The 18,271-nt window shown below is 70.7% G+C and carries 17 protein-coding genes; 8 read left to right on the forward strand and 9 right to left on the reverse strand.

Going from position 1 to position 18,271, the window contains the following annotated elements; translation table 11 throughout:
- Positions 1-355: 355 nt before the first annotated feature.
- From ABZV06_RS00755 to ABZV06_RS00770, 4 genes are all read left to right on the forward strand, one after another.
- Positions 356-1,666, forward strand: a complete 1,311-nt coding sequence (locus tag ABZV06_RS00755; protein WP_355236106.1) for a ricin-type beta-trefoil lectin domain protein — start codon at positions 356-358, stop codon at positions 1,664-1,666.
- Between the two features lie 310 nt (positions 1,667-1,976).
- A complete protein-coding gene (locus tag ABZV06_RS00760) occupies positions 1,977-2,579 on the forward strand; it encodes a copper chaperone PCu(A)C (RefSeq protein ID WP_355236104.1) in 603 nt (200 codons plus the stop codon).
- A 23-nt stretch (positions 2,580-2,602) separates the two neighbouring features.
- A complete protein-coding gene (locus ABZV06_RS00765) occupies positions 2,603-3,808 on the forward strand; it encodes a Dyp-type peroxidase (protein WP_355617484.1) in 1,206 nt (401 codons plus the stop codon).
- Between the two features lie 23 nt (positions 3,809-3,831).
- Positions 3,832-4,380 (forward strand): copper resistance CopC family protein, encoded by a 549-nt coding sequence (locus ABZV06_RS00770; protein WP_355617487.1) that lies wholly within the window; start codon positions 3,832-3,834, stop codon positions 4,378-4,380.
- 157 nt (positions 4,381-4,537) lie between these two features.
- Here the strand turns inward: ABZV06_RS00770 and ABZV06_RS00775 are convergent, their stop codons facing one another.
- Entirely contained in the window at positions 4,538-5,311 is a 774-nt protein-coding gene (locus tag ABZV06_RS00775; RefSeq protein ID WP_355236095.1) for a hypothetical protein, read from the reverse strand.
- A gap of 146 nt (positions 5,312-5,457) precedes the next feature.
- Complete coding sequence (locus ABZV06_RS00780) at positions 5,458-6,963, reverse strand: endo-1,4-beta-xylanase (protein WP_355236092.1); 1,506 nt, start codon at positions 6,961-6,963, stop codon at positions 5,458-5,460.
- Positions 6,964-7,367: 404 nt separating this feature from the next.
- Here ABZV06_RS00780 and ABZV06_RS00785 point away from each other — a divergent pair, with 404 nt between their 5' ends.
- Positions 7,368-8,612: a PQQ-dependent sugar dehydrogenase gene (locus ABZV06_RS00785; protein WP_355617490.1), complete on the forward strand. Its 1,245-nt coding sequence runs from the start codon at positions 7,368-7,370 to the stop codon at positions 8,610-8,612.
- 94 nt (positions 8,613-8,706) lie between these two features.
- Here the strand turns inward: ABZV06_RS00785 and ABZV06_RS00790 are convergent, their stop codons facing one another.
- The gene (locus ABZV06_RS00790) at positions 8,707-8,919 is read right to left on the reverse strand and encodes a DUF1737 domain-containing protein (RefSeq protein WP_355236086.1); all 213 of its coding nucleotides are present in this window, start codon (positions 8,917-8,919) and stop codon (positions 8,707-8,709) included.
- A gap of 75 nt (positions 8,920-8,994) precedes the next feature.
- Entirely contained in the window at positions 8,995-9,690 is a 696-nt protein-coding gene (locus tag ABZV06_RS00795; protein ID WP_355617492.1) for a response regulator transcription factor, read from the reverse strand.
- A 485-nt stretch (positions 9,691-10,175) separates the two neighbouring features.
- On the opposite strand from ABZV06_RS00795, the gene ABZV06_RS00800 reads away from it, so the two are divergent.
- Positions 10,176-11,063 carry a ScbA/BarX family gamma-butyrolactone biosynthesis protein gene (locus ABZV06_RS00800; protein WP_355236080.1) on the forward strand — a complete coding sequence of 296 codons (888 nt, stop codon included), beginning with the start codon at positions 10,176-10,178 and terminating at the stop codon, positions 11,061-11,063.
- A 5-nt stretch (positions 11,064-11,068) separates the two neighbouring features.
- Here the strand turns inward: ABZV06_RS00800 and ABZV06_RS00805 are convergent, their stop codons facing one another.
- Complete coding sequence (locus tag ABZV06_RS00805) at positions 11,069-11,713, reverse strand: ScbR family autoregulator-binding transcription factor (protein WP_355236077.1); 645 nt, start codon at positions 11,711-11,713, stop codon at positions 11,069-11,071.
- 86 nt (positions 11,714-11,799) lie between these two features.
- On the opposite strand from ABZV06_RS00805, the gene ABZV06_RS00810 reads away from it, so the two are divergent.
- Positions 11,800-12,777 (forward strand): NAD-dependent epimerase/dehydratase family protein, encoded by a 978-nt coding sequence (locus tag ABZV06_RS00810; protein ID WP_355617494.1) that lies wholly within the window; start codon positions 11,800-11,802, stop codon positions 12,775-12,777.
- A complete protein-coding gene (locus tag ABZV06_RS00815) occupies positions 12,768-13,400 on the forward strand; it encodes an NAD(P)H-binding protein (protein WP_355617497.1) in 633 nt (210 codons plus the stop codon). Before ABZV06_RS00810 ends, ABZV06_RS00815 begins: the two co-directional genes overlap by 10 nt.
- Before the next feature lie 46 nt (positions 13,401-13,446).
- On the opposite strand, the gene ABZV06_RS00820 is transcribed toward ABZV06_RS00815, so the two are convergent.
- From ABZV06_RS00820 to ABZV06_RS00835, 4 genes are read right to left on the reverse strand one after another with little or no spacing between them, the layout of a single operon-like run.
- On the reverse strand, positions 13,447-14,928 hold the full coding sequence (locus tag ABZV06_RS00820) for a trehalose-6-phosphate synthase (protein WP_355236068.1): 1,482 nt from the start codon (positions 14,926-14,928) through the stop codon (positions 13,447-13,449).
- A gap of 6 nt (positions 14,929-14,934) precedes the next feature.
- Entirely contained in the window at positions 14,935-15,618 is a 684-nt protein-coding gene (locus ABZV06_RS00825; RefSeq protein ID WP_355236065.1) for an HAD family hydrolase, read from the reverse strand.
- The gene (locus ABZV06_RS00830; protein WP_355617500.1) at positions 15,615-16,811 is read right to left on the reverse strand and encodes a hypothetical protein; all 1,197 of its coding nucleotides are present in this window, start codon (positions 16,809-16,811) and stop codon (positions 15,615-15,617) included. Before ABZV06_RS00830 ends, ABZV06_RS00825 begins: the two co-directional genes overlap by 4 nt.
- Positions 16,808-18,175: a polysaccharide biosynthesis protein gene (locus tag ABZV06_RS00835; RefSeq protein WP_355236059.1), complete on the reverse strand. Its 1,368-nt coding sequence runs from the start codon at positions 18,173-18,175 to the stop codon at positions 16,808-16,810. Before ABZV06_RS00835 ends, ABZV06_RS00830 begins: the two co-directional genes overlap by 4 nt.
- Positions 18,176-18,271 lie beyond the last annotated feature (96 nt).

Raw genomic sequence — 18,271 nt, forward strand, 5'->3', positions numbered from 1 at the left:
ATTGACACTTGCAATTGCGTGATCTAGCGTCGAGTCGAATCGGTTCGACCCTCGAATCTGGTGCTCCGGCACCCTCCGACGGTCGGTCGCGTGGTGTTCGGGCGAACGTTGTGGGCCACCGACGATTCGACGGCTGCTCGGTCCCGCATGGCGGCGAGACCAGTGACGGGCACCCGTGGCCCGAGCCGGCCGTCCTCGTGGGCACATCACGTCTTCAGGGTTTCTCGGCGGCGAGCCCGGTGGACGGAGTGACCGACGGTGACGGAGCGCGCGGTCGTCGCACACCATTCCACCCGAGCAAGGAGATCCAGCTGTGCCACTTCGCAGACTGTCCGTCCCCTGGATAGGGGCAGCCATGGCGGCCCTGGTCCTGATCGCCGTCGGAACGTACGTCGTCACGAGCGTCACTCCGGCAGCCGCGGCCACCACCGCCGGCTGCGGTAAGGCGCCCGGACTGACCAGCGGAACCCACACCATCCAGAGCGGCGGGAAGAGCCGCAGCTTCATCCTCCGGCTACCCGACAGCTACAACAACACCTACGCCCACCGGCTGGCCTTCGGCTTCCACTGGCTGGGCGGCACCGCGAGCCAGGTCGCGTCGGGCGGGACCGACGGCGCGCCGTGGGCCTACTACGGCATGCTCTCGCAGGCGAACAACACCACGATCTTCGTGGCCCCGCAGGGCCTCAACAACGGTTGGGGCAACGCCAACGGTGAGGACGTCACCTTCACCGACGACATGGTCCGTGTGATCGAGAACGCCCTCTGCGTCGACACGACGCAGCTCTTCTCCGTCGGGTTCAGCTACGGCGGCGCGATGAGCTACTCGTTGGCGTGTTCCCGGCCGACGGTGTTCCGCGCGGTCGCGGCCATCGCGGCACCGGGAGCGATCAGCGGATGCAGCGGCGGCACCCAGCCCGTGGCGTACCTCGGGATTCACGGCATCAACGACAACATCGCGAACGGGCGGGCACTACGCGACCGGTTCGTCCGGAACAACGGATGCGCCGCGCAGAACCCACCCGAACCGGCGTCGGGCAGCCGGACCCACATCACCACCGCCTACTCCTGCCAGCCCGGATACCCGGTGCTCTGGGCCGCGTTCGACGGCGGCCACCAGCAGGGCCCGGTGGACGGGTGTGCCGGCTGTGAGAGCGGCGCGCGGAGCTGGGTCAAGCAGGAGGTGTGGAACTTCTTCGCCCAGTTCGGGGGCGGCACGCCGCCCACCACTCCCCCGCCCACCACTCCCCCGCCGACGACCCCGCCACCCAGTCAGCAGAGCGTGCTGATCGTGGGCAGCCAGTCCGGCCGGTGCGTCGACGTCCCCAACTCCAGCACGACCAACGGTGCCCGTCCGCAGCTTTGGGACTGCCACGGCGGCACCAACCAGCGCTGGACACGGACCGCCAACCGCACGCTGACCGTCTACGGCAACAAGTGTCTGGACGCCAGCGGGGCCGGCAGCAGCAACGGCACCGCCGTCATCATCTGGGACTGCAACGGCCAGACCAACCAGCAGTGGAACGTCAACTCCAACGGCACCATCACCTCCGTGCAGTCGGGGCTCTGCCTGGACGCCGTCAGTTCCGGCACGGCCAACGGAACGCAGCTGCACCTCTGGGCCTGCAACGGCGGCGCCAACCAGCAGTGGAGCACGCGTACCTAGGGCCTCGCCCCCCGCATGTCGTAGACGCGCCGCTCGGGTTCTTCCCGGGCGGCGCGTCTCCTTTGGGTCCAATCGCACTTGCGCGTGCGACCTTGGCCGGGTCGCCAGGGAGCGCAAGGTCGTCCACGTGCGATGGCACGTCACGCTGCGCGGCGGCCACGGCGTGCGCCAGCGGGGCGACGCCGCGCCGGGGGCCAGTCGCGGCAGGACGCGCCGGAGATTTCCTCCGCGCGATCGCGAACGCGCACCCGGAACTTTCGTGCCGCGGCGACCGACCAACGAGCAGCAGCAACCATCGGAGGACGAATTCATGCGCACTACCAGCCCTTTCGGCTCACAGCGACGCCCGGCCGTCGCACTCGCCGTCGCCGCCGCGCTCGTGGCGTTCGGCGCCACCGGGTGCGGCTCGTCGGACCCGTCGTCGGCCGCGCAGCCGAGCCCGTCGGTGTCGGCAAGCGCCACTGCTGGCGTGGTGACGGTCCGCGATCCGTGGGTGAAGGCCGCCGACAAGGGGATGACGGCGGCCTTCGGGACCCTGGTCAACGACGCGGACACTGATGTCACGCTGACCAGCGCCGCGACCTCGGCCTCCCCGATGGAGCTGCACGAGATGACCATGAAGGACGGCAAGATGGTCATGCAGCAGAAGCAGGGCGGCATCGTCATCAAGGCCAGGAGCAGCCACGCGTTGGAGCCCGGCGGCGACCACCTGATGCTCATGAGCATCGCCAAGCCCGTGCAGGCCGGCGACGAGTTGACCTTCACCCTCACCTTCGCCGACGGCAGGACCCAGCAGTTCACCGCCGTGGCCAAGCCGTTCACCGGCGCTCAGGAGAGCTATGCCCCGGGCCACGGCGAGCCCGTGCCGGGCATGAGCGCCACGCCGGAGATGAGCACGAGCCCGGCATCGTGACCGACATCTCGCGGGTCCGCCCGATGAGCAGACGCGGTCTGCTCACCGGGGGGGCACTGGCCGCCGGAGGTGCGCTCACGGGCGCAGCCGCCATCGCCGCGACCCGTACCGGACGGGGTGGGCCGCAGGCGGCCGACGCGACGCCGGTAGCGAGCGTCGGAAGCCTGGTCGAGCCCTTCAACGGGCCCCGACAAGCCGGCGTGTCGACCGAACCGCAGGCCCACGCGTCGTTCGTGGCCCTGACCCTGCAGTCCGGCGTCGACCGGGCCGCGTTGGGCCGGATGCTGCGGCTGCTCACCGACGACGCCGTGCGACTCACCCAGGGCCAACCGGCCCTGGCCGACACCGAGGCCGAACTCGGGCTCCTTCCCGCACGCCTCACCGTGACGTTCGGGTTCGGACCGAACCTCTACCGCGCCGCCGGCGCCGACGACCGGCGACCGACCTCGGTCACCGACCTACCCGCGTTCCGCATCGACCGGCTCCAACCAGCCTGGTCCGGCGGCGACCTGCTCCTTCAGATCTGCGCCGACGACGCGATCACCGTCGCGCACACCCAGCGGGTGCTGCTCAAGGACAGCCGGCCCTTCGCCACCGTCCGATGGGTGCAGCAGGGCTTTCGCCGCAGTCCCGGCGTCGAGCCGAGCGGCCACACCCAACGCAACCTCTTCGGTCAACTCGACGGCACCGCCAACCCGCGCCCCGGCACACCGATGGACTCGGCGGTCTTCGTGCCCGACGGCCCGGCGTGGCTGCGCGACAGCACCACCCTCGTCGTCCGACGCATCAGCATGAACCTGGAAACCTGGGACCTCCTGGGCCGCGCCGACCGCGAGCTCGCCGTCGGTCGGCGCCTCGACAGCGGCGCCCCACTCAGCGGCAGCGCCGAACACGACGAACCCGACTTCGCGGCGACCGGCCCCGACGGGCTCACCGTCATCCCCGACTTCTCCCACATGACCCGAGCCCACGTCACCGACGACCGGCTCAAGATCCTGCGACGGCCCTACAACTACGACGGCGTCCCCAACGCCGACGGCCACGCCGACAGCGGACTGATCTTCACCTCGTACCAGGCCGACATCACCCGTCAGTTCCTGCCGATCCAACGCCGACTCGCCGACCGGGACCTGCTCAACGAGTGGACCACCCCGATCGGATCCGCCGTCTTCGCCATCCCACCCGGCTGCCCACCAGGCGGCTGGATCGGCGAGCAGGTCCTCGGGTGAGCCGCGTCGACCGAAGTGTCGTCATGACCGCATCGCCGTCCCGACCGATCGTCCTCCGGCTCGGCGCGGCAGTGCTCGCCGTCGTCGTGGCGATCCTCATCCCGGCCAGCCCCGCGTGGGCGCACAACGCACTGCGGTCGGCGGCACCGGTCCAGGAGTCGACTCTGTCCCGCGCACCCACCGAGATCGTGCTCGAATTCGCTCAGCGGCTCGACCCAGCGTTCGCCACCATCGTGCTCACCGACGCCGCCCGGCGGAAGGTCCCCACCGGCGACGCGGTGGTCAGCGGGGCAAAGGGATCGATCCAGGTCACCGAGGCGCTACCCAACGGGACGTACACCGTCGCCTACCGGGTCGTCTCCACCGACGGGCACCCGGCCCAGGGTTCGTACCCGTTCACGGTGGCCGACCCCGACTCGAGCGTCGCGCCTGTCGTCAGCACGACGATCGACGGGGCGTCCGCGCCGCGCGAGCGCGGCACGAGCGCGGGCGTCCTCGCCGGCGGCACCGCAGCGGCCGTTCTGGTCGTCGCGGGCGTCGGGCTGCTGTGGCGGCGGGCGAGGCGTCGATGACCGAACCGCTTCCGCAGATCCTGCTGACGCTCTGGTGGGTACGTCGCCGACTGGTGTGACGCCCTGGCCGGTGGGGACGGGCGCAGCGACTGCCCCCACCGGCCTGGATGGCGGCGACGCCCCGTCGAGCGCCCCCGCGCATCCACCGGGCGTCGGTTCAGCAGCCGAGCCGCTTGGTCGAGAGGGCGATGTCGTCGATCCAGAGGTCGAACTCGCCCGGCGTCGTCCCGCCCTGATAGAGCTGCCAGCCGATCTTCACCGTGTCGACCGTCGGCAGGACGAAGGGAACGTCGTTGCCGCCGTGGTCGTTCGTGGAGGCGGTCAGCTCCGGGTTCGCCACGCCGTCGATCCACACGGCGACGCGGTTGTCCGCCGCGTCGATCTTCCACTCGAAGCACTGCCAGGTGTCCTCGACGACCGGGGCGGATTCCCGCCAGTTGGTCCAGTCGCCGGTGGGACCGCCGTCGGCGCCGATGCCCCAGAACGTTCCGGGGACGGTGGGCGCGTACTGGCCACCGATTGGCCGAACGACCTCCGTGCTGCCTGCGCCGGTCGCTTCGACCAGCGTGAAGTGCGCCCAGTCCGGGGCGGTGGGAAACGCGTCGACCCGCAGGCGCATCCGGCCGTAGAAGCGGTTGCCGGGCGCCGCGAAGTCGTCGACGCGCAGGAAGGCGCGTCCGTTGTCGACCGTGTGGACGTGCAGCACCTGGTTGCCGCGGCGGGCGCGTTCGACGGTGAGCGTGCCGTGCCGGGTGTCGACGCCCCAGTTCACCGTGCTGGCCCCGCCGGCGGGCAGTCGCTCGAAGTCCTCACAGAAGAGCAGGCCACGGGGGCACGACGGCCGGGTGGCACCCGACGCCCCGGCGGGAGCGCTGCCGACTGAGGTGCCGAGGATCAGGGCGGCGCTGAACACCGCGAGAAATCTGCGCATGGTCGTACTCCATTCGACGAGGTGCGGTACGCGAAGGCGGCTACTCCGGTCGCGGACCGGTCCGAACACGACGGCACCCGGGCCCGGAGCCGATGACTCCGGGCCCGGTCAGCGTCCTGACGGACAGGGCCGGTACGTGTCGCCGGTCAGGGACTGGTGCAGGAGAGACCACTGGGCGCGGTGCTGCTGCTGCCGTTGACCAGGAAGCCGAAGGTGGTCGAGGCGTTCGCGCCGAGAGAGCCGTTGTAGTCGGCGTTGCGGACGCTGACCGTTCCGCTGGTACCGGTGTTGACGCCGTTCCAGACGTTGGCGATGGTCTGCCCACCGGCGAGCGTCAGCCGTACGGTCCAGCCGCTGAGGGTGGCGGAACCGTTGTTGGCCACGGTGACCTCTCCCTGGAAGCCACCGTTCCAGCTGTTGACCATGCGGTACGTCGCGGTGCAGGCACCCGGCGGCGGCGTGGTCGGCGGAGCGGTGGTCGGCGGAGCCGTCGTGGGTGGCGCGGTCGTGGGTGGCGCCGTCGTCGGTGGAGCGGTCGTCGGCGGAGCGGTCGTGGGTGGCGCCGTCGTCGGTGGGGCCGTGGTCGGCGGCGTGCCCGGCACGGTGGTGGAGGCGGCGTTGAGAGCGTTCAGGACGGCGGTGTACGCCGCCTTGGGGTTGCTGTTGCGGTCGAAGAGCAGCGGGCTTTCGCTACCGCGCCAGGAGTCGCTGTCCCGGATGCCCCACGTCGTGATGCCGACGCAGCGGGGGACGTTCGTGCAGGCCTGGGTCAGGCCCTGGTACTGGCTGGTCGAGGCGTTGGTGACGTCGGCCTCGGTCAACGCCACGTCGACCCCGAGGGCGGCGAAGCTGGACAGCGTCTGCTGGAAGTTGCCCGGCAGCGAACTGCCACCGGTGAAGTGGGTCTGGAGGCCGACGCAGTCGACCGGAACGCCCCGGGACTTGAAGTCCCGGATCATGTTGTAGACGCCCTGCGTCTTGGCGTACGTCCAGTTCTCGATGTTGTAGTCGTTGTAGCAGAGCTTCACGCTCGGGTCGGCGGCGCGCGCGGTCCGGAACGCCACCTCGATCCAGTCGTTCCCGGTGGACTGCAGGTTCGACGACCGCCGGTTGCCGTTCTCGGCGAAGGCCTCGTTCACGACGTCCCAGTAGGCGAATTTGCCCTTGTAGTGCGCCATGACGCCGTTGATGTGGCTGATCATCGCGGACCGCAGGGCGCTGCCGCTGAGGCTCCCCCAGAACCTCGGCTGCTGGGCGTGCCAGGCCAGGGTGTGACCACGGAAGCGCATGCCGCGCTGGGTGGCCCAGTTGTAGATCGCGTCACCGCGTTGGAAGTCGAACTGACCGGGGTTGGGTTCGGTCGCGTCGGGCTTCATCTCGTTGACGGCGGTCATCATGTCGAACTCGCGGCTCGCGATGGTCAGGAAGCCCGAGTCGTTGAGGCGGTCCGCCCCCATCGCGGCGCCGAAGTACCGGCCGCTGCGCTCGGCGGCGGCCTTCAGGGTGGTCCCGGGCGGTCCGCTGAGATCGGCACGGGCGAAGGTCGCCACGGCCATCGAGGACACGGTGATCGCCAGGGCGCAGGCCCCACCCAGGAGCAGCCTGGCGGCGCCCCTGGTGCGGCGTTTCGGTCGAGCGGGTACGTCGTTCATCTGCGCGTTCTCCTCGGTGCTCTGTCTGGTCCATTGCCGATGCGAGGCACGGAACAGACGATCACCGCACGGCCGACGACCGGCGCGTCGTGCTCGCCGTTGGGCCAGCACGCCGCAGGTGACGTCGAGCCGGCGTGAATCCAGCCGTGCCCGAATCGGTGGCCACCGCGGGCTGCCCGGTCCGCCCGATGGATGGCGAGCACTCCGCGCCGTACGCCCCTGCGGAGTGCCACTGCCCTACCGCGATGCTATATCGAATTGGTTCGATCTGCGCGGCCGGTGGCCGATGGTGTCGACGCGGCGCGACGGGCGTTCGACGAGTTTGGCATCGACTTGTCTCAATGTAGTGTGGAAACGCTCCCACACCACACCACACCTCCACCCACCTGCTCGAGGAGCTGAACATGCAGCGACGGCGTTATCGCCCGGCCACCACGTTGGCCGGTCTGCTCACCCTGGCCCTGTCGGCACTTCTGTTGCCACCGGCATCGGTGGCCGGCACCGCGGCAGCCGGCACATCCCACACCCGCGCGGCGCCACTCACCGAGCTGACCGTGGTCTCCGAACGGGTGGCGTTCGGTCTGCAACGGCCGATCGCGATCACCGGACTGCCGGACGGTCGGATGCTGATCGCGGAGAAGAACGGCACCGTGCGCTCCTACCACCCCGACACCGGTCTGGCGGCGGAGCCGGTGCTCGACCTGACCGCCCGGATCGACACGTCCGACAACGAGCGTGGCCTTCTCGGCATCACGCCCGCGCCGAACTTCGCCCGCACCGGGATGCTCTACGTGGCCTACACGAGCCTGCCGGCCGGCACGTTGACCCTGGCGCGAGTGCCCCTTGGCGCTCCCAACCGGCTCCAGGTGCTGCTCACGCAGGAGCACGCCGAGTTCGGTAACCACAACGGCGGACAGGTCGCCTTCGGCCGCGACGGCTACCTCTACTGGTCAACCGGCGACGGCGGCAACGCGAACGACCCGTTCAAGAGCGGTCAGAACCTCGGCACCCTGCTCGGCAAGATCGTGCGCATCGACGTCAACCGCAGCTGCGGAGGCAAGCCCTACTGCGTACCCGTCGACAACCCGTTCGTCCGCACGGCGGGCGCACGGCCGGAGATCTGGGTCTACGGGCTGCGCAACCCGTGGAAGTTCTCCATCGACCCGGTCGACAACTCGCTGTGGATCGGCGACGTCGGCCAGGGCCTGATCGAGGAGATCAACCACATCCGCCCGTCGCAGCGTGGCGCGAACCTGGGCTGGTCCTGCAAGGAGGGCACGCCGGTCTTCGACCAGACGCAGTGCCGGCCGGGCGTGCGACTCACCGATCCGGTTGCCGAGTACGAGCACTACCTGACCGAGAACTGCTCCATCATCGGTGGCCTGGTGTACCGGGGGTCCGTCACCCCGGAGGCGCGGGGAACCTACATCGCGAGCGACTACTGCTCGACCCGCGCGTTCGCCGTGCGCCCCACGTCCTCGGGTAGCTACGAGACCGCCGAGATCGGCACCTTCCCCACTCAGCCGACGGCGTTCGGCGCCGATGTGAACGGCGAGTTGTACGTGCTCAGTGACCTCCCGGGATGGCTGAGCAAGGTGCGGTTCGAGCGGGTTCAGCCCACCCCGAGCGCCAGCGCGGCGATCCGCTGACCCTCGGGAACGATCCCCCGCATCCGTGACACCGCCGGGGACGGCCGCGCAGGCGCGGCCGTCCCCACACGTCCACCGCGTCGTCGTGAACCGCTCACAGATGCGTGGCAGAGCCGATCCCCGAGTCGACAGAGCGCGGCAGCACCACCGCTTGAGCGGCGATGACGCGTTCGCCGTCGAAGGTCAGCGCCGGCGACCCGTGCAGCTGGTAGCCCTGGTCGAGAAGGGCGCTGACGCGGGCACAGAACTCAGCGTCGTCAGGCCCGGTGATGAGGCGGTAGCCGAGCGGCTCGGTGAGATCCGACATCGCTGCATTGTCCCCTGCGCGGCTGCCCGAGCATCACCCGCCGGGCCGGCCACCCGCCGGGCCTGGCAGGCCCGCTCAGGAGGCGAGCGCGTGCGACTCGTCGAAGCCGAGCCGGAACCCCACACCCCGCACCGTGATGATCGAACCACCCGACCCGATCTTCTGCCGCAGGGTGCCGACGTGGGTGTCGAGCGTCCGGCTGGCCCGCGACGACCGTCGAGCAACGGCGCCGGTGTCCTGCCAGACCCGCGCCATCAACTCTTCCCGGGTGAACACCCGGTCCGGATTGGAGGCGAGCAGGTGGAGCAGGTCGAACTCCTTACGGGTCAGGGTGACCGGGCGCCGACCCACGGCGACCTGCCGAAGGGCCGGATCGATGCGCAGTGCCCCGTGTTGCAGAGTGCCGCCGTCTCGCGCCGTTCCGGTTCGGCGAAGCAGCGCCTCCATGCGGGCGGCCAGTTCGCGCAGGCCGTACGGCTTGCCCATGCAGTCGTCCGCGCCGGCCTTGAGGCCGAGTACGCGGTCGGCCTCGCTGTTGCCGGCGGAGAAGGCGATTATCGGGATGTCGCCCGCCGCGCGGATGCGCCGGCACACGTCGAGTCCGTCGATGTCGGGCAGGTCCAAGCCGAGAAGGATCAGGTCGCTGTCGTCGAACGAGGAGAGCGCCTGCCTGCCACTGTGCACCAGCGTGGCGCGATAGCCCAGGCGGCGTGTGCAGCCGACGAGCCGCTCCGCCGCGAAACCGTCGTGCTCAACCGCAAGTACGTGCATGTGGCTCCCCCGCGTCTTCAGAACGGCAACTCGGTGGCCTCGGCCGCCCATCGGCGCGCCGATGGAACCTCGACCGTGCCAGGGATCGACGGTCCATGCCGGGTAGACCACGTTGATCGACAAGCTTCGATCAGGTACGCCCTGCCCGTTCCGCCCGGCACGACGGTCCGACGACCCTGGCTACCTCAATAAGAAACCGACCGACCCGTTTCGTCAAACGGCATTCGTTAAACGATGGTGACTCTTCGTCATGCCCATCAGGCGACGAGTTCGTTACAGGTCGTCGAATTCGCGTGGATAAATGCGGGCAGAACGGGCGTAGCGTCCGTGCCTTACGGAACTGTGGGCATCGACGGTGACAATCGTCACATTATCTATAACAGCCTATCTGGTATCTTTTTTTCCTGCCAGCCGACCGACGACGGGGGTCCGGTCATGTCTGATTCGTCTGCCGCAGGGCTTCGCGAGAGCAGGGTGGCGAGCCGATGAAACTTTCCTATGACTTCACGGTTTCCCGTCAATTGGTACACCGGTCAGCCGTTGCCGAGGTCCTGCTCACCGACTGGCGGCAGACAGGCCCGGACATGTTCATCGTGGCCGCGCAGTGGCCGAGGGGGCACTCGCTCTACGGCGTCCGCGGCGGCCGGTTCGACCCGCTGCTGGCCGCCGAGACGATCCGTCAGGTCGGGATCCTGCTGGCGCACGTCGGCTTCGAGGTACCGCAGAGTTGCGCCTTCCTCATGCAGCGACTGGCCTTCGACTGCGCACCGGATCAGCTGCACGCGTCGGACGAGCCGTTCGATCTGGTCGTCACTGTCGAGGTCGGCGGGGTCATCCGCCGGGCGTGCACGATCGGCGGAATGCGGATCGACGTCACGCTGCGACACGGCAACGACGTGGTCGGCGAGGGCAGCGGGTGGCTGCGTTGCATCTCCCCGGCGACGTACGAGCGGTTGCGCTGGGGCGGCTCGGCCAGAGCGGTGGGTGCCCCGCCGCTGGTGGCCCCGGCCGACCCCGCCTCGGTCGGGCGTCAACTCCCCGCCGACGTGGTGGTCGGCCCGCCGGACCCGGAGGGCATCCGTCAGCTCCGGGTCGCCCTGGACCATCCAGTCCTCTTCGATCATCCCCTGGACCACGTCCCCGGCATGCTGGCGTTGGAGGCGATGCGGCAGGCCGCCCTCGCGGCCGTCGGTCGACCTGACGCCCTGGTGGTCGGTGCGGACGCGACCTTCCCCGCCTTCCTGGAGCTGGACCGGGAGTGTGATCTGGTGGTGCACTCGGTGACCGCCGCACCTGACCGGCAGCTCGTCAACCTCCACTTCGTGCAGGACGGTGCCGTTGCTGTCCGCGGTGAAGTGGCCCTCGCCCGCTGACCGGTTCAGCCGTCGGTGAGTTCCTTGCGGACGGCGACCACGTAGTTCAGGTAGTAGTGCAGCCGCTTGGACAGCACCAGGCCGGGCAGGACGATCTGCCAGAGATCCACCATGCGGTCCGGAAGGTTGCGCCGCTCGTTGAGGACCTGCGCGACCAGCTGGAGACCCGTGAAGGAGCTGACGATGAACTTGGCGAACCGGTCCAGTTCGACGCTGGTACGCACGTCGCGCTCGGCCGTCGCACGTTCCAGCAGGCCGGTGACGATCAGTATCCAGTCGAGGTACGGGTCGGGCAGTGGCCGCTGGAAGGTGCCGTGCTCCAGGGTGAGCCGAATCCCGCCGCGTACCAGTGGATGTTCGACGAGCTGGGTGGAGAGGCTGAAGGACATCCGGATCAGCGACTCCAGGGCCGGATCACCATCGACGAAGGACCGGGAGTGTTCTGTCCAGATGGCGTGCTGCTCCTGCACCACCGCGTGCGCCAGGTCCTCTTTGGACGAGAAGTGGAAGTAGAGCGACCCCTTGGTCACCCCCGCGTGGGCGATGATGTCGCCGAGGCTGGTGGCACCGTATCCGTAACGGTCGAAGAGGTCCGCCGCAGCCCTGATAATGGTGGACCTGGTCATTTCGGCACGCGCCTGCCTCGCCATGTATACGCCTCCTCCAAAAAAACCGGTCGTTCGGTATTTTCTCGGACAGGTGTCTTGCCCGCAAGACTTAATCGACCGGATACAGCATGGTGAACGGCAGGAACAGCCGGGTACTCCTCACCGGCGCGACCGGATTCATCGGCTCGGCAGTACACCACAGCCTCATCCGAGCCGGCCTGCCGGCCGTCCGTCGACTGATTCGCGGCGACGTCCCGACCGGGCTCGCCGGCCCGGCTCGGCCCTTCCGCGGCGACCTGACCGACCCCGCCTCACTGCGCGGGAGCTGCGACGACATCGACGTGATCGTCCACGCCGCCTCCCACGTCGGCGCCGATGCGCGACGCTGCCGGGAGGTCAACCACCTCGGCACCTGCCACCTCCTGGCCGAGGCGGCACGGGCCGACGTCCGACACGTGATCTACATCAGCACGGCGGCCGTCTACGGCGCCGGACCGCACCGCGGCCTGACCGAGGGAATCCGTGACCCGGCCCCGGTCTCCCCGACCAGCGCCAGCCGGGCCGCCGCCGAGGCGGAGGTTCTCGCCCGCGGGGGAACCGTCCTGCGCCCCCACCTCGTCTACGGTTCGGGCGACCGATGGGTCGTACCCACGCTCGCGGCCCTGCTGGGCTGGCTGCCCGGCTGGATAGACGGCGGCCGACCCCGGTTGTCGATGATCGGGGTGCACGACTTGGCGCGCCTGGTCGTCGCGCTGGTCGTCACACCGGCACCGCCCGGAACGGTCTACCACGCCAACCATCCCGACCCGGTCACCGTTCACGCCGCCGGCGAGGCGCTGGCCCGGCACCTCGGAGTCCGGCTCCCGACCGGTGACGTGCGGGCGACCGCGCTCGCCGACCTGACGCTCCCGCCCGGCCTGCGCCGGCGGCACCTCGACCTGATCTCCATGGACCACTGGTACGACTCGGACCGGTTGTGGGCTGCCACCGGCTGCCGCCCCGGCGCCGCCTTCCCGAACGACCTCGCCAGGGCGACCCAGTGGTACCCGGACCTTGCCCGCGCCGCTTCGCCCACCCCCCACCCAGGAGCTGACACATGCGACTGACCGTTATCGGTGCGACCGGAGGGACCGGAACCCTGCTGGTCGAACAGGCGCTGGCCGGCGGTCACGCGGTGACCGCGGTCGTCCGGCGGGGCTGGCCCGGCCCAGACCACCCGCGACTACGGGTAGTTGTCGCGGAGGTGCTCGACCCGGGATCGCTGCCGCCGGCGCTCGACGGGGCGGACGCGGTGCTCTCCGCGCTGGGCTCCGCCGAGGCCGGCAGACCCACGCGGGTGTACTCGGCGGGGGGCAGCGCGATCCTGGCGGCGATGCGGGACCTCGACATCCGACGGCTCGTGGCCATCACGGCCCTGCCGATCGCCCCCGTCGCCGAGCAGGACGCGCTGCAGCGCCGGCTGGTGCATCCGCTCCTGCACCGGTTCTTCGGCGGCGCGTACGAGGACATGCGCCGGATGGAGGCCGTCCTGGCCGCCAGCGACAGCGACTGGACGGTTTTCCGCCCTCCGTACCTGCGCGACGGCCCGGCGACCGGCACCTGGCGCAGCGCCGTCGACGCCCCACTGCCCCGCGCCTGGACACTGCGCCGCGCGGACCTGGCCGCCGCCATGCTGGCGGCGACGAGCGACGACCAGCTCGTCCGTCACGCGGTGAACGTGGCGGCCTGAGAGGGCAGACACCGCGGCGACCGGTGCCGTTGCGCTGTCGGATGCGTCAGGCCGACGACGCGCCGGCGTGGGACCCGACACTGGTGTCCAGATGATCGGGCAGCGCGGCCATGTCGGTGAGCACAGCCTCGAGCCATCCCCGGGGCGGCATCGCACCCGAGGCCTGACGCAGGCCGTGCAGCCACTCCCGGCGACGCGACGCCGGGAGGTCGAGCGCGGCGGCGAGCGCCCGGGTCAGTTGCCCGACATCGCCGGGGTCGACGGTCAGGGCGTACGGCGACAGCTGGTCGGCGGCACCCGCGTCCCGGGACAGGATCAGAACGCCGTCACGCGCGTTCACCGCGGCACCTTCCTTCGCGACGAGATTCATCCCGTCGCGCCACGAGTTGACCACGAGGACGTCGGCGCGGGTCAGCACCGCCAGCCCACGGTCGAGGTTGTTGCGCGTGTCGAGGACGACCGGCGGACGGGCGGCGGTCAGATGGCGCGCGTTGACCGCGCTCACGGCCGTGGCAACGGCCGCGGCGTACTCCCGATAGGCCGGAAGCGAGCTGCGTGACTCGTACGCCAGTACGTAGTGGACAACCCGATCCACCAGCTCCGGGCGGGCACGCAGCAGCTCCCCGAACGCCTCGATGCCACGCACGGCGTTCTTCGCCGGCTCCATCCGCTCGACCCGGGCCACCAGCGTCCGCCCGGCGACCACCTCGTCGAGCCGTTCCCCCTCGACGCGGGCCGGACCGGCGGCAGCGCGTTCCCGCAGCATGGGAACGTCGACCCCGACCGGATAGACGCGCACCGACACCGTACGCCCGGGGAGTCGCACCTCGCGCCGTGCCGGGTCGACGGCGTAACCGAGGTCCGCGCAGGAGGCCAGGAACGCCTGTGCCCAACGCGGCGTCAGGAAGGCGAGCAGGTCGGCGCCGAGCATGCCGTGGATCAGCGACCGGGCTGTGTGCTCCGGCAGTTGCCGGAAGTGGGCGGGATCGGCCCACGGACACATGGTGAAGTGGGCGGTCCGCACGTCCGGACGCCGCCGCCGCAACTGCGACGGTGCCAGCGCCAGGTGGTAGTCCTGCAGGAGCACGGTCGCGCCCGGGGCGGCGGCATCGGCGCAGGCGGCGGCGAACTCGTCGTTGACCCGCTCGTAGTCCTGCCAGGCAGCCTCGAACGCGGGACCGGACGCCGGGATCGGCAGGTGGTGGTGCAGGAACCAGAGAGTCTCGGTCCCGATCGTCCCGTAGTAGGCGGCGTAGGCCCGGGGGTCGAGGTCGAGGTAGCGGACGGCCACGACCCCGTCCGGCAGGTCGACAGCGGTGGGCTCACCGGACGACGTCGCGCGGCGGGCGACGATCCGGTCGCCGTCGGTGCGCGCACCGGCGATCCACACGCCCTCGCCGTCGGCGAGCACCGGCGTGAGCACGGCGATCAGCCCGCCCTCGCCCCGGCGGTAGCTGATCGTCCCGCTCGGGTCGGTACGGAAGTCGACCGGACCCCGGTTGCAGGCGATGACGAGTGCGTGCGACATGAATGATCATTCCCTCAGGAGAGTCGCGGCCGACAGCACCCGGCCCAGGCCACGGGGCGCCGGGTGCGGTGGGGCGGCGGGCAGCAGACGTACGGCTATACCAACCGACAGCGCGCCGGAATCGGTGCGGGCATCGTCGCCGACCATGACCGTGCGGGCAGGGTCGGCGGCCAACGCGTCGAGGGCGACGCGGAAGAGTTCGGGGCCCGGTTTGGCGCAGCCGTGCTCGAAGGACAGCGCGTAGGCGTCGACGAGGTCGGCGAGCCCGGCCCGTTCGAACGACCCCCGCAGATCCCAACCGCAGTTGGAGACCACGCCGACCCGTACGCCGTCGTCGCGCAGCGCCCGCAGCACCGGTCCCGTGTCCTGATAGGGGCGCCAGCGCGCGGGGTCGGTGATGCAGTCGTGGAACGCCTCGGCCAGGACCGGGTCGACGCCCGGCACGAGGACGGCGGTCGCCACCCAGCCGGCCCGGTGCTCGGCCGCGGACAGGTCGCACCGCACGCGCTCCCGCAGGCCGGCCGGACTCTCGCCGTACTCGAGGATCCGGTGCCCCAGGGTGTGGGCCCGCGATTCCGCGAGTTCCCTGCCACGTCGCTTCGCGCAGGCGGCGAAAGCTGGGCCGTCGACGACCCGCGCCGGGTCGAACAGCGTGCCCGAGAAGTCGAACAGCACCGTCTCGATGGTCACGGCAGGCCACCTCGAGAGCGGTTCAGGACCAGGGCCGTGCCGGCGTTGAGGGCGAATGCGGCGACCGCCACGCCGGTCAGGCCGGCGACGCCGAGCAGCGGCGCGGCGAGCAGCGTGCCGGCCGCAGCGGCCGTACCCATGATGATCTCGCCGAGGTCCTCGGCCCGCCGCCGGGCGGACTCGCGGGTACGGGCCAGCAGCAGCGCGGTGCCGCTGACCAGTTGCACGTTCCACGCCAACCCCAGCACGAGGAGGAACCCGGCCGCCGCCGCGCCGCTGTGCGGCCGGCCAGCGGTCAGGCCGGCGCCGAGCGCGCCGACAGCGGACAGGATCGCGCCCGCCGCGGCCACCGTGACCGCCCCGAAGGTGTCGCAGAGCCGGGCGGTTACCGAGGAGAAGCCGAACATCGCCGCCACGTGCGCGCTGACCACCGCGCCCACCATTCCCAGGCCCCACCCGTGGTGGTGCATGGCCGGGGGGACCACCGCCATCATCGTCACCATTGTCGCGTTCGCGCCACCGAGCACCAGCACCGGCAGGGGTGGCAGCCCGATCCGGGCCGTGGGGGTCGGATCGGATCGGGCTGCCACCGGCAGCGCCGTAGGCGCCGGCATTCGGGCTACGAGCAGGGCGGCGATGCCGAAGGCGGGCACGGCCAGCAGGTAGAGGCCCGCCGCGGCGGGCAGCCCGGCCGCCACGGCGAGGCCACCGGCGGGCCCGAGCAGGTTCGGTCCGAGTACCGCACCGACCGATGCCGCGGTCAGCGCCGCGCCCACCGCGCGGGTCCGCGCCTCGGCCGGGACGAAGTCGGCCGCCGCGTAGCGGCCGAACATGACAGCAGTGTTGCCAGCGCCGAGCAGCGCATTGCCGGCCAGGACGAGGGACAGGTCGGCCAGTCGGGCACCCGCCACCACGGCGACCGCACCGGTGACCGCCGCCACCAGCCCGAGCAGGAGCCCGGCCTTTCGGCTGCGCCAGCGCATGGTCGCGCCGACCGGCAGGACCGCCACCGTGGCCCCCACGGCGATCGCGCCCAGCGGGAGCACGGCCGCGGCGGCCGAGCCGGTGAGGTCGGTGGCCAGCAAGCCACCGGCCGAGCCGCCCGCCGCCATGCCGACGGCGGCCACCGCCTGGGCGGCGTAGAGCAGAACGGGTGCTCCGGTACGGGACGGCTGTCGCGTATCGACGGTCACGAGAAGGACACCGGCTGGGCCAATCCCGCGAACCGGCGGAACATGTCGTCCATCCGGAGGTGGTTGGGGCCCATCACCGGACGGTGGGCTGCGGTCAGTCCGGTGATGCGGTGCAGGATCGCCGGGGAGACCGTCTGCACGGTCGCCTCGAGCAGCGCCCACGCCGCCGACTGGAAGACCTCGCGCACCGCCTGATCGTCGTTCGTGGCGCAACCGCGCTCCGCCTCGGCGAGGAAGGCGTCGAAGGCCGGGCTGTTGGCGGCGCGTACCGGGATCATGTCGACGGCCGGCGAGAGGCTCTCCCTGGCCTCGTGGGCCTCGATCGCGTTGATCAGTGGACTGACGTCGCCCGCGAGCGCCGGATCGTAGAGGCCCGGGTAGGGCGCCTGCTCGTAGCCGGGGTCGTAACCGGCAACGTACAGCGGTGAGTCGCTGCCCGACTCCTCGATGATGCCGAGAGCCAGGTCGAGCAGGCTCACCGGCCATCCGAGGTCGCGGATCATGAACATCCGCATCTCCCGGTTGGGCCGGTGCGTCGACTCGGCGAGGGCGACAAGCATCAGCTGGGCCGACTCCTTGGCCGACTGGACGTAGAACACGGTCTCGGCGGAGTGCAGCCGCAGCGGCAGTCCGAGGTGACAGGCGCTACGGAACCGGTTCAACACGATCGAGTTGTCCACCACGTGGGTGAAGCGCACCCCGGTGCAGCGCATGCGACCGCGCGCGGCCACCCGGCTCAGGACGTACTCGCCCATCCGCTTCGACTCGGCGTAGACGTCGTTGGTCCACGGTCGTAGCGCTTTGCCGGTGGAGGCGTAGACCAGGTCGGGGACCTCGGCGCGCTCGGCCGCCTCGGCGACGTTGCGCGTGCCCAGCACGTTCGAGTACACGGTCAGGGCGGCCTCCTCCTCGGCCCGCCCGGGGTCACGCTGGGCGGCCAGGTGGAACACCACGTCCGGCCGGAGGGCCCGCAGGCACTCCTCGGTGCGCCGGCGGTCGCCGACGTCGAGGTGCAGGTAGCGGACGCCGGGAACGCTGTGCGCCGGCGGCGTGTTGGCGGCACTCACGAGCACCGACGGCTGCAGAGCTGCCAGCGTACGCAGCAGTTCGGTGCCGATGCAGCCGCTGCCACCGGTCACCAGCACCCGTCGGCCGCGGATCGCTGCTCCTGCCTCTTGTTCGGGTACCGGTATGCCGCGCTCCTGAACGGACAGATAGCGGGCCAGTTCGGTGTGGCTGTCCGGTTGCGACGCCATCAGCTGCCCCGTCAGCCGACGCAGCCGGTCGAGTTCCTCGCCGGCGGGCGTCCGCCCGGGCGGTGCGACCTGAGTCATCCGGCACAGCGTGTCCAACGCACTCTGCATGATCATCCTCCCCGTTGCAGCCGGTCGTCGCGACAACGCGACTGATCGCCCCCGGGGAACGCTACGATCGCAATGTTCATCCATCAAGCCAAATTG

The sequence above is a fragment of the Micromonospora sp. NPDC005172 genome (assembly GCF_040608555.1).
Classification (GTDB): domain Bacteria; phylum Actinomycetota; class Actinomycetes; order Mycobacteriales; family Micromonosporaceae; genus Micromonospora.

What these genes read in the sequence shown, in the direction of transcription:
- ABZV06_RS00805 (WP_355236077.1), bottom strand. Translation starts at nt 11,713, where the DNA reads ATGGCGAGGCAGGCGCGTGCCGAAATGACCAGGTCCACCATTATCAGG.
- ABZV06_RS00800 (WP_355236080.1), top strand. Translation starts at nt 10,176, where the DNA reads ATGAAACTTTCCTATGACTTCACGGTTTCCCGTCAATTGGTACACCGG.
- ABZV06_RS00815 (WP_355617497.1), top strand. Translation starts at nt 12,768, where the DNA reads ATGCGACTGACCGTTATCGGTGCGACCGGAGGGACCGGAACCCTGCTG.
- ABZV06_RS00810 (WP_355617494.1), top strand. Translation starts at nt 11,800, where the DNA reads ATGGTGAACGGCAGGAACAGCCGGGTACTCCTCACCGGCGCGACCGGA.
- ABZV06_RS00820 (WP_355236068.1), bottom strand. Translation starts at nt 14,928, where the DNA reads ATGTCGCACGCACTCGTCATCGCCTGCAACCGGGGTCCGGTCGACTTC.
- ABZV06_RS00835 (WP_355236059.1), bottom strand. Translation starts at nt 18,175, where the DNA reads ATGCAGAGTGCGTTGGACACGCTGTGCCGGATGACTCAGGTCGCACCG.
- ABZV06_RS00760 (WP_355236104.1), top strand. Translation starts at nt 1,977, where the DNA reads ATGCGCACTACCAGCCCTTTCGGCTCACAGCGACGCCCGGCCGTCGCA.
- ABZV06_RS00785 (WP_355617490.1), top strand. Translation starts at nt 7,368, where the DNA reads ATGCAGCGACGGCGTTATCGCCCGGCCACCACGTTGGCCGGTCTGCTC.
- ABZV06_RS00755 (WP_355236106.1), top strand. Translation starts at nt 356, where the DNA reads ATGGCGGCCCTGGTCCTGATCGCCGTCGGAACGTACGTCGTCACGAGC.
- ABZV06_RS00770 (WP_355617487.1), top strand. Translation starts at nt 3,832, where the DNA reads ATGACCGCATCGCCGTCCCGACCGATCGTCCTCCGGCTCGGCGCGGCA.
- ABZV06_RS00795 (WP_355617492.1), bottom strand. Translation starts at nt 9,690, where the DNA reads ATGCACGTACTTGCGGTTGAGCACGACGGTTTCGCGGCGGAGCGGCTC.
- ABZV06_RS00780 (WP_355236092.1), bottom strand. Translation starts at nt 6,963, where the DNA reads ATGAACGACGTACCCGCTCGACCGAAACGCCGCACCAGGGGCGCCGCC.
- ABZV06_RS00790 (WP_355236086.1), bottom strand. Translation starts at nt 8,919, where the DNA reads ATGTCGGATCTCACCGAGCCGCTCGGCTACCGCCTCATCACCGGGCCT.
- ABZV06_RS00765 (WP_355617484.1), top strand. Translation starts at nt 2,603, where the DNA reads ATGAGCAGACGCGGTCTGCTCACCGGGGGGGCACTGGCCGCCGGAGGT.
- ABZV06_RS00775 (WP_355236095.1), bottom strand. Translation starts at nt 5,311, where the DNA reads ATGCGCAGATTTCTCGCGGTGTTCAGCGCCGCCCTGATCCTCGGCACC.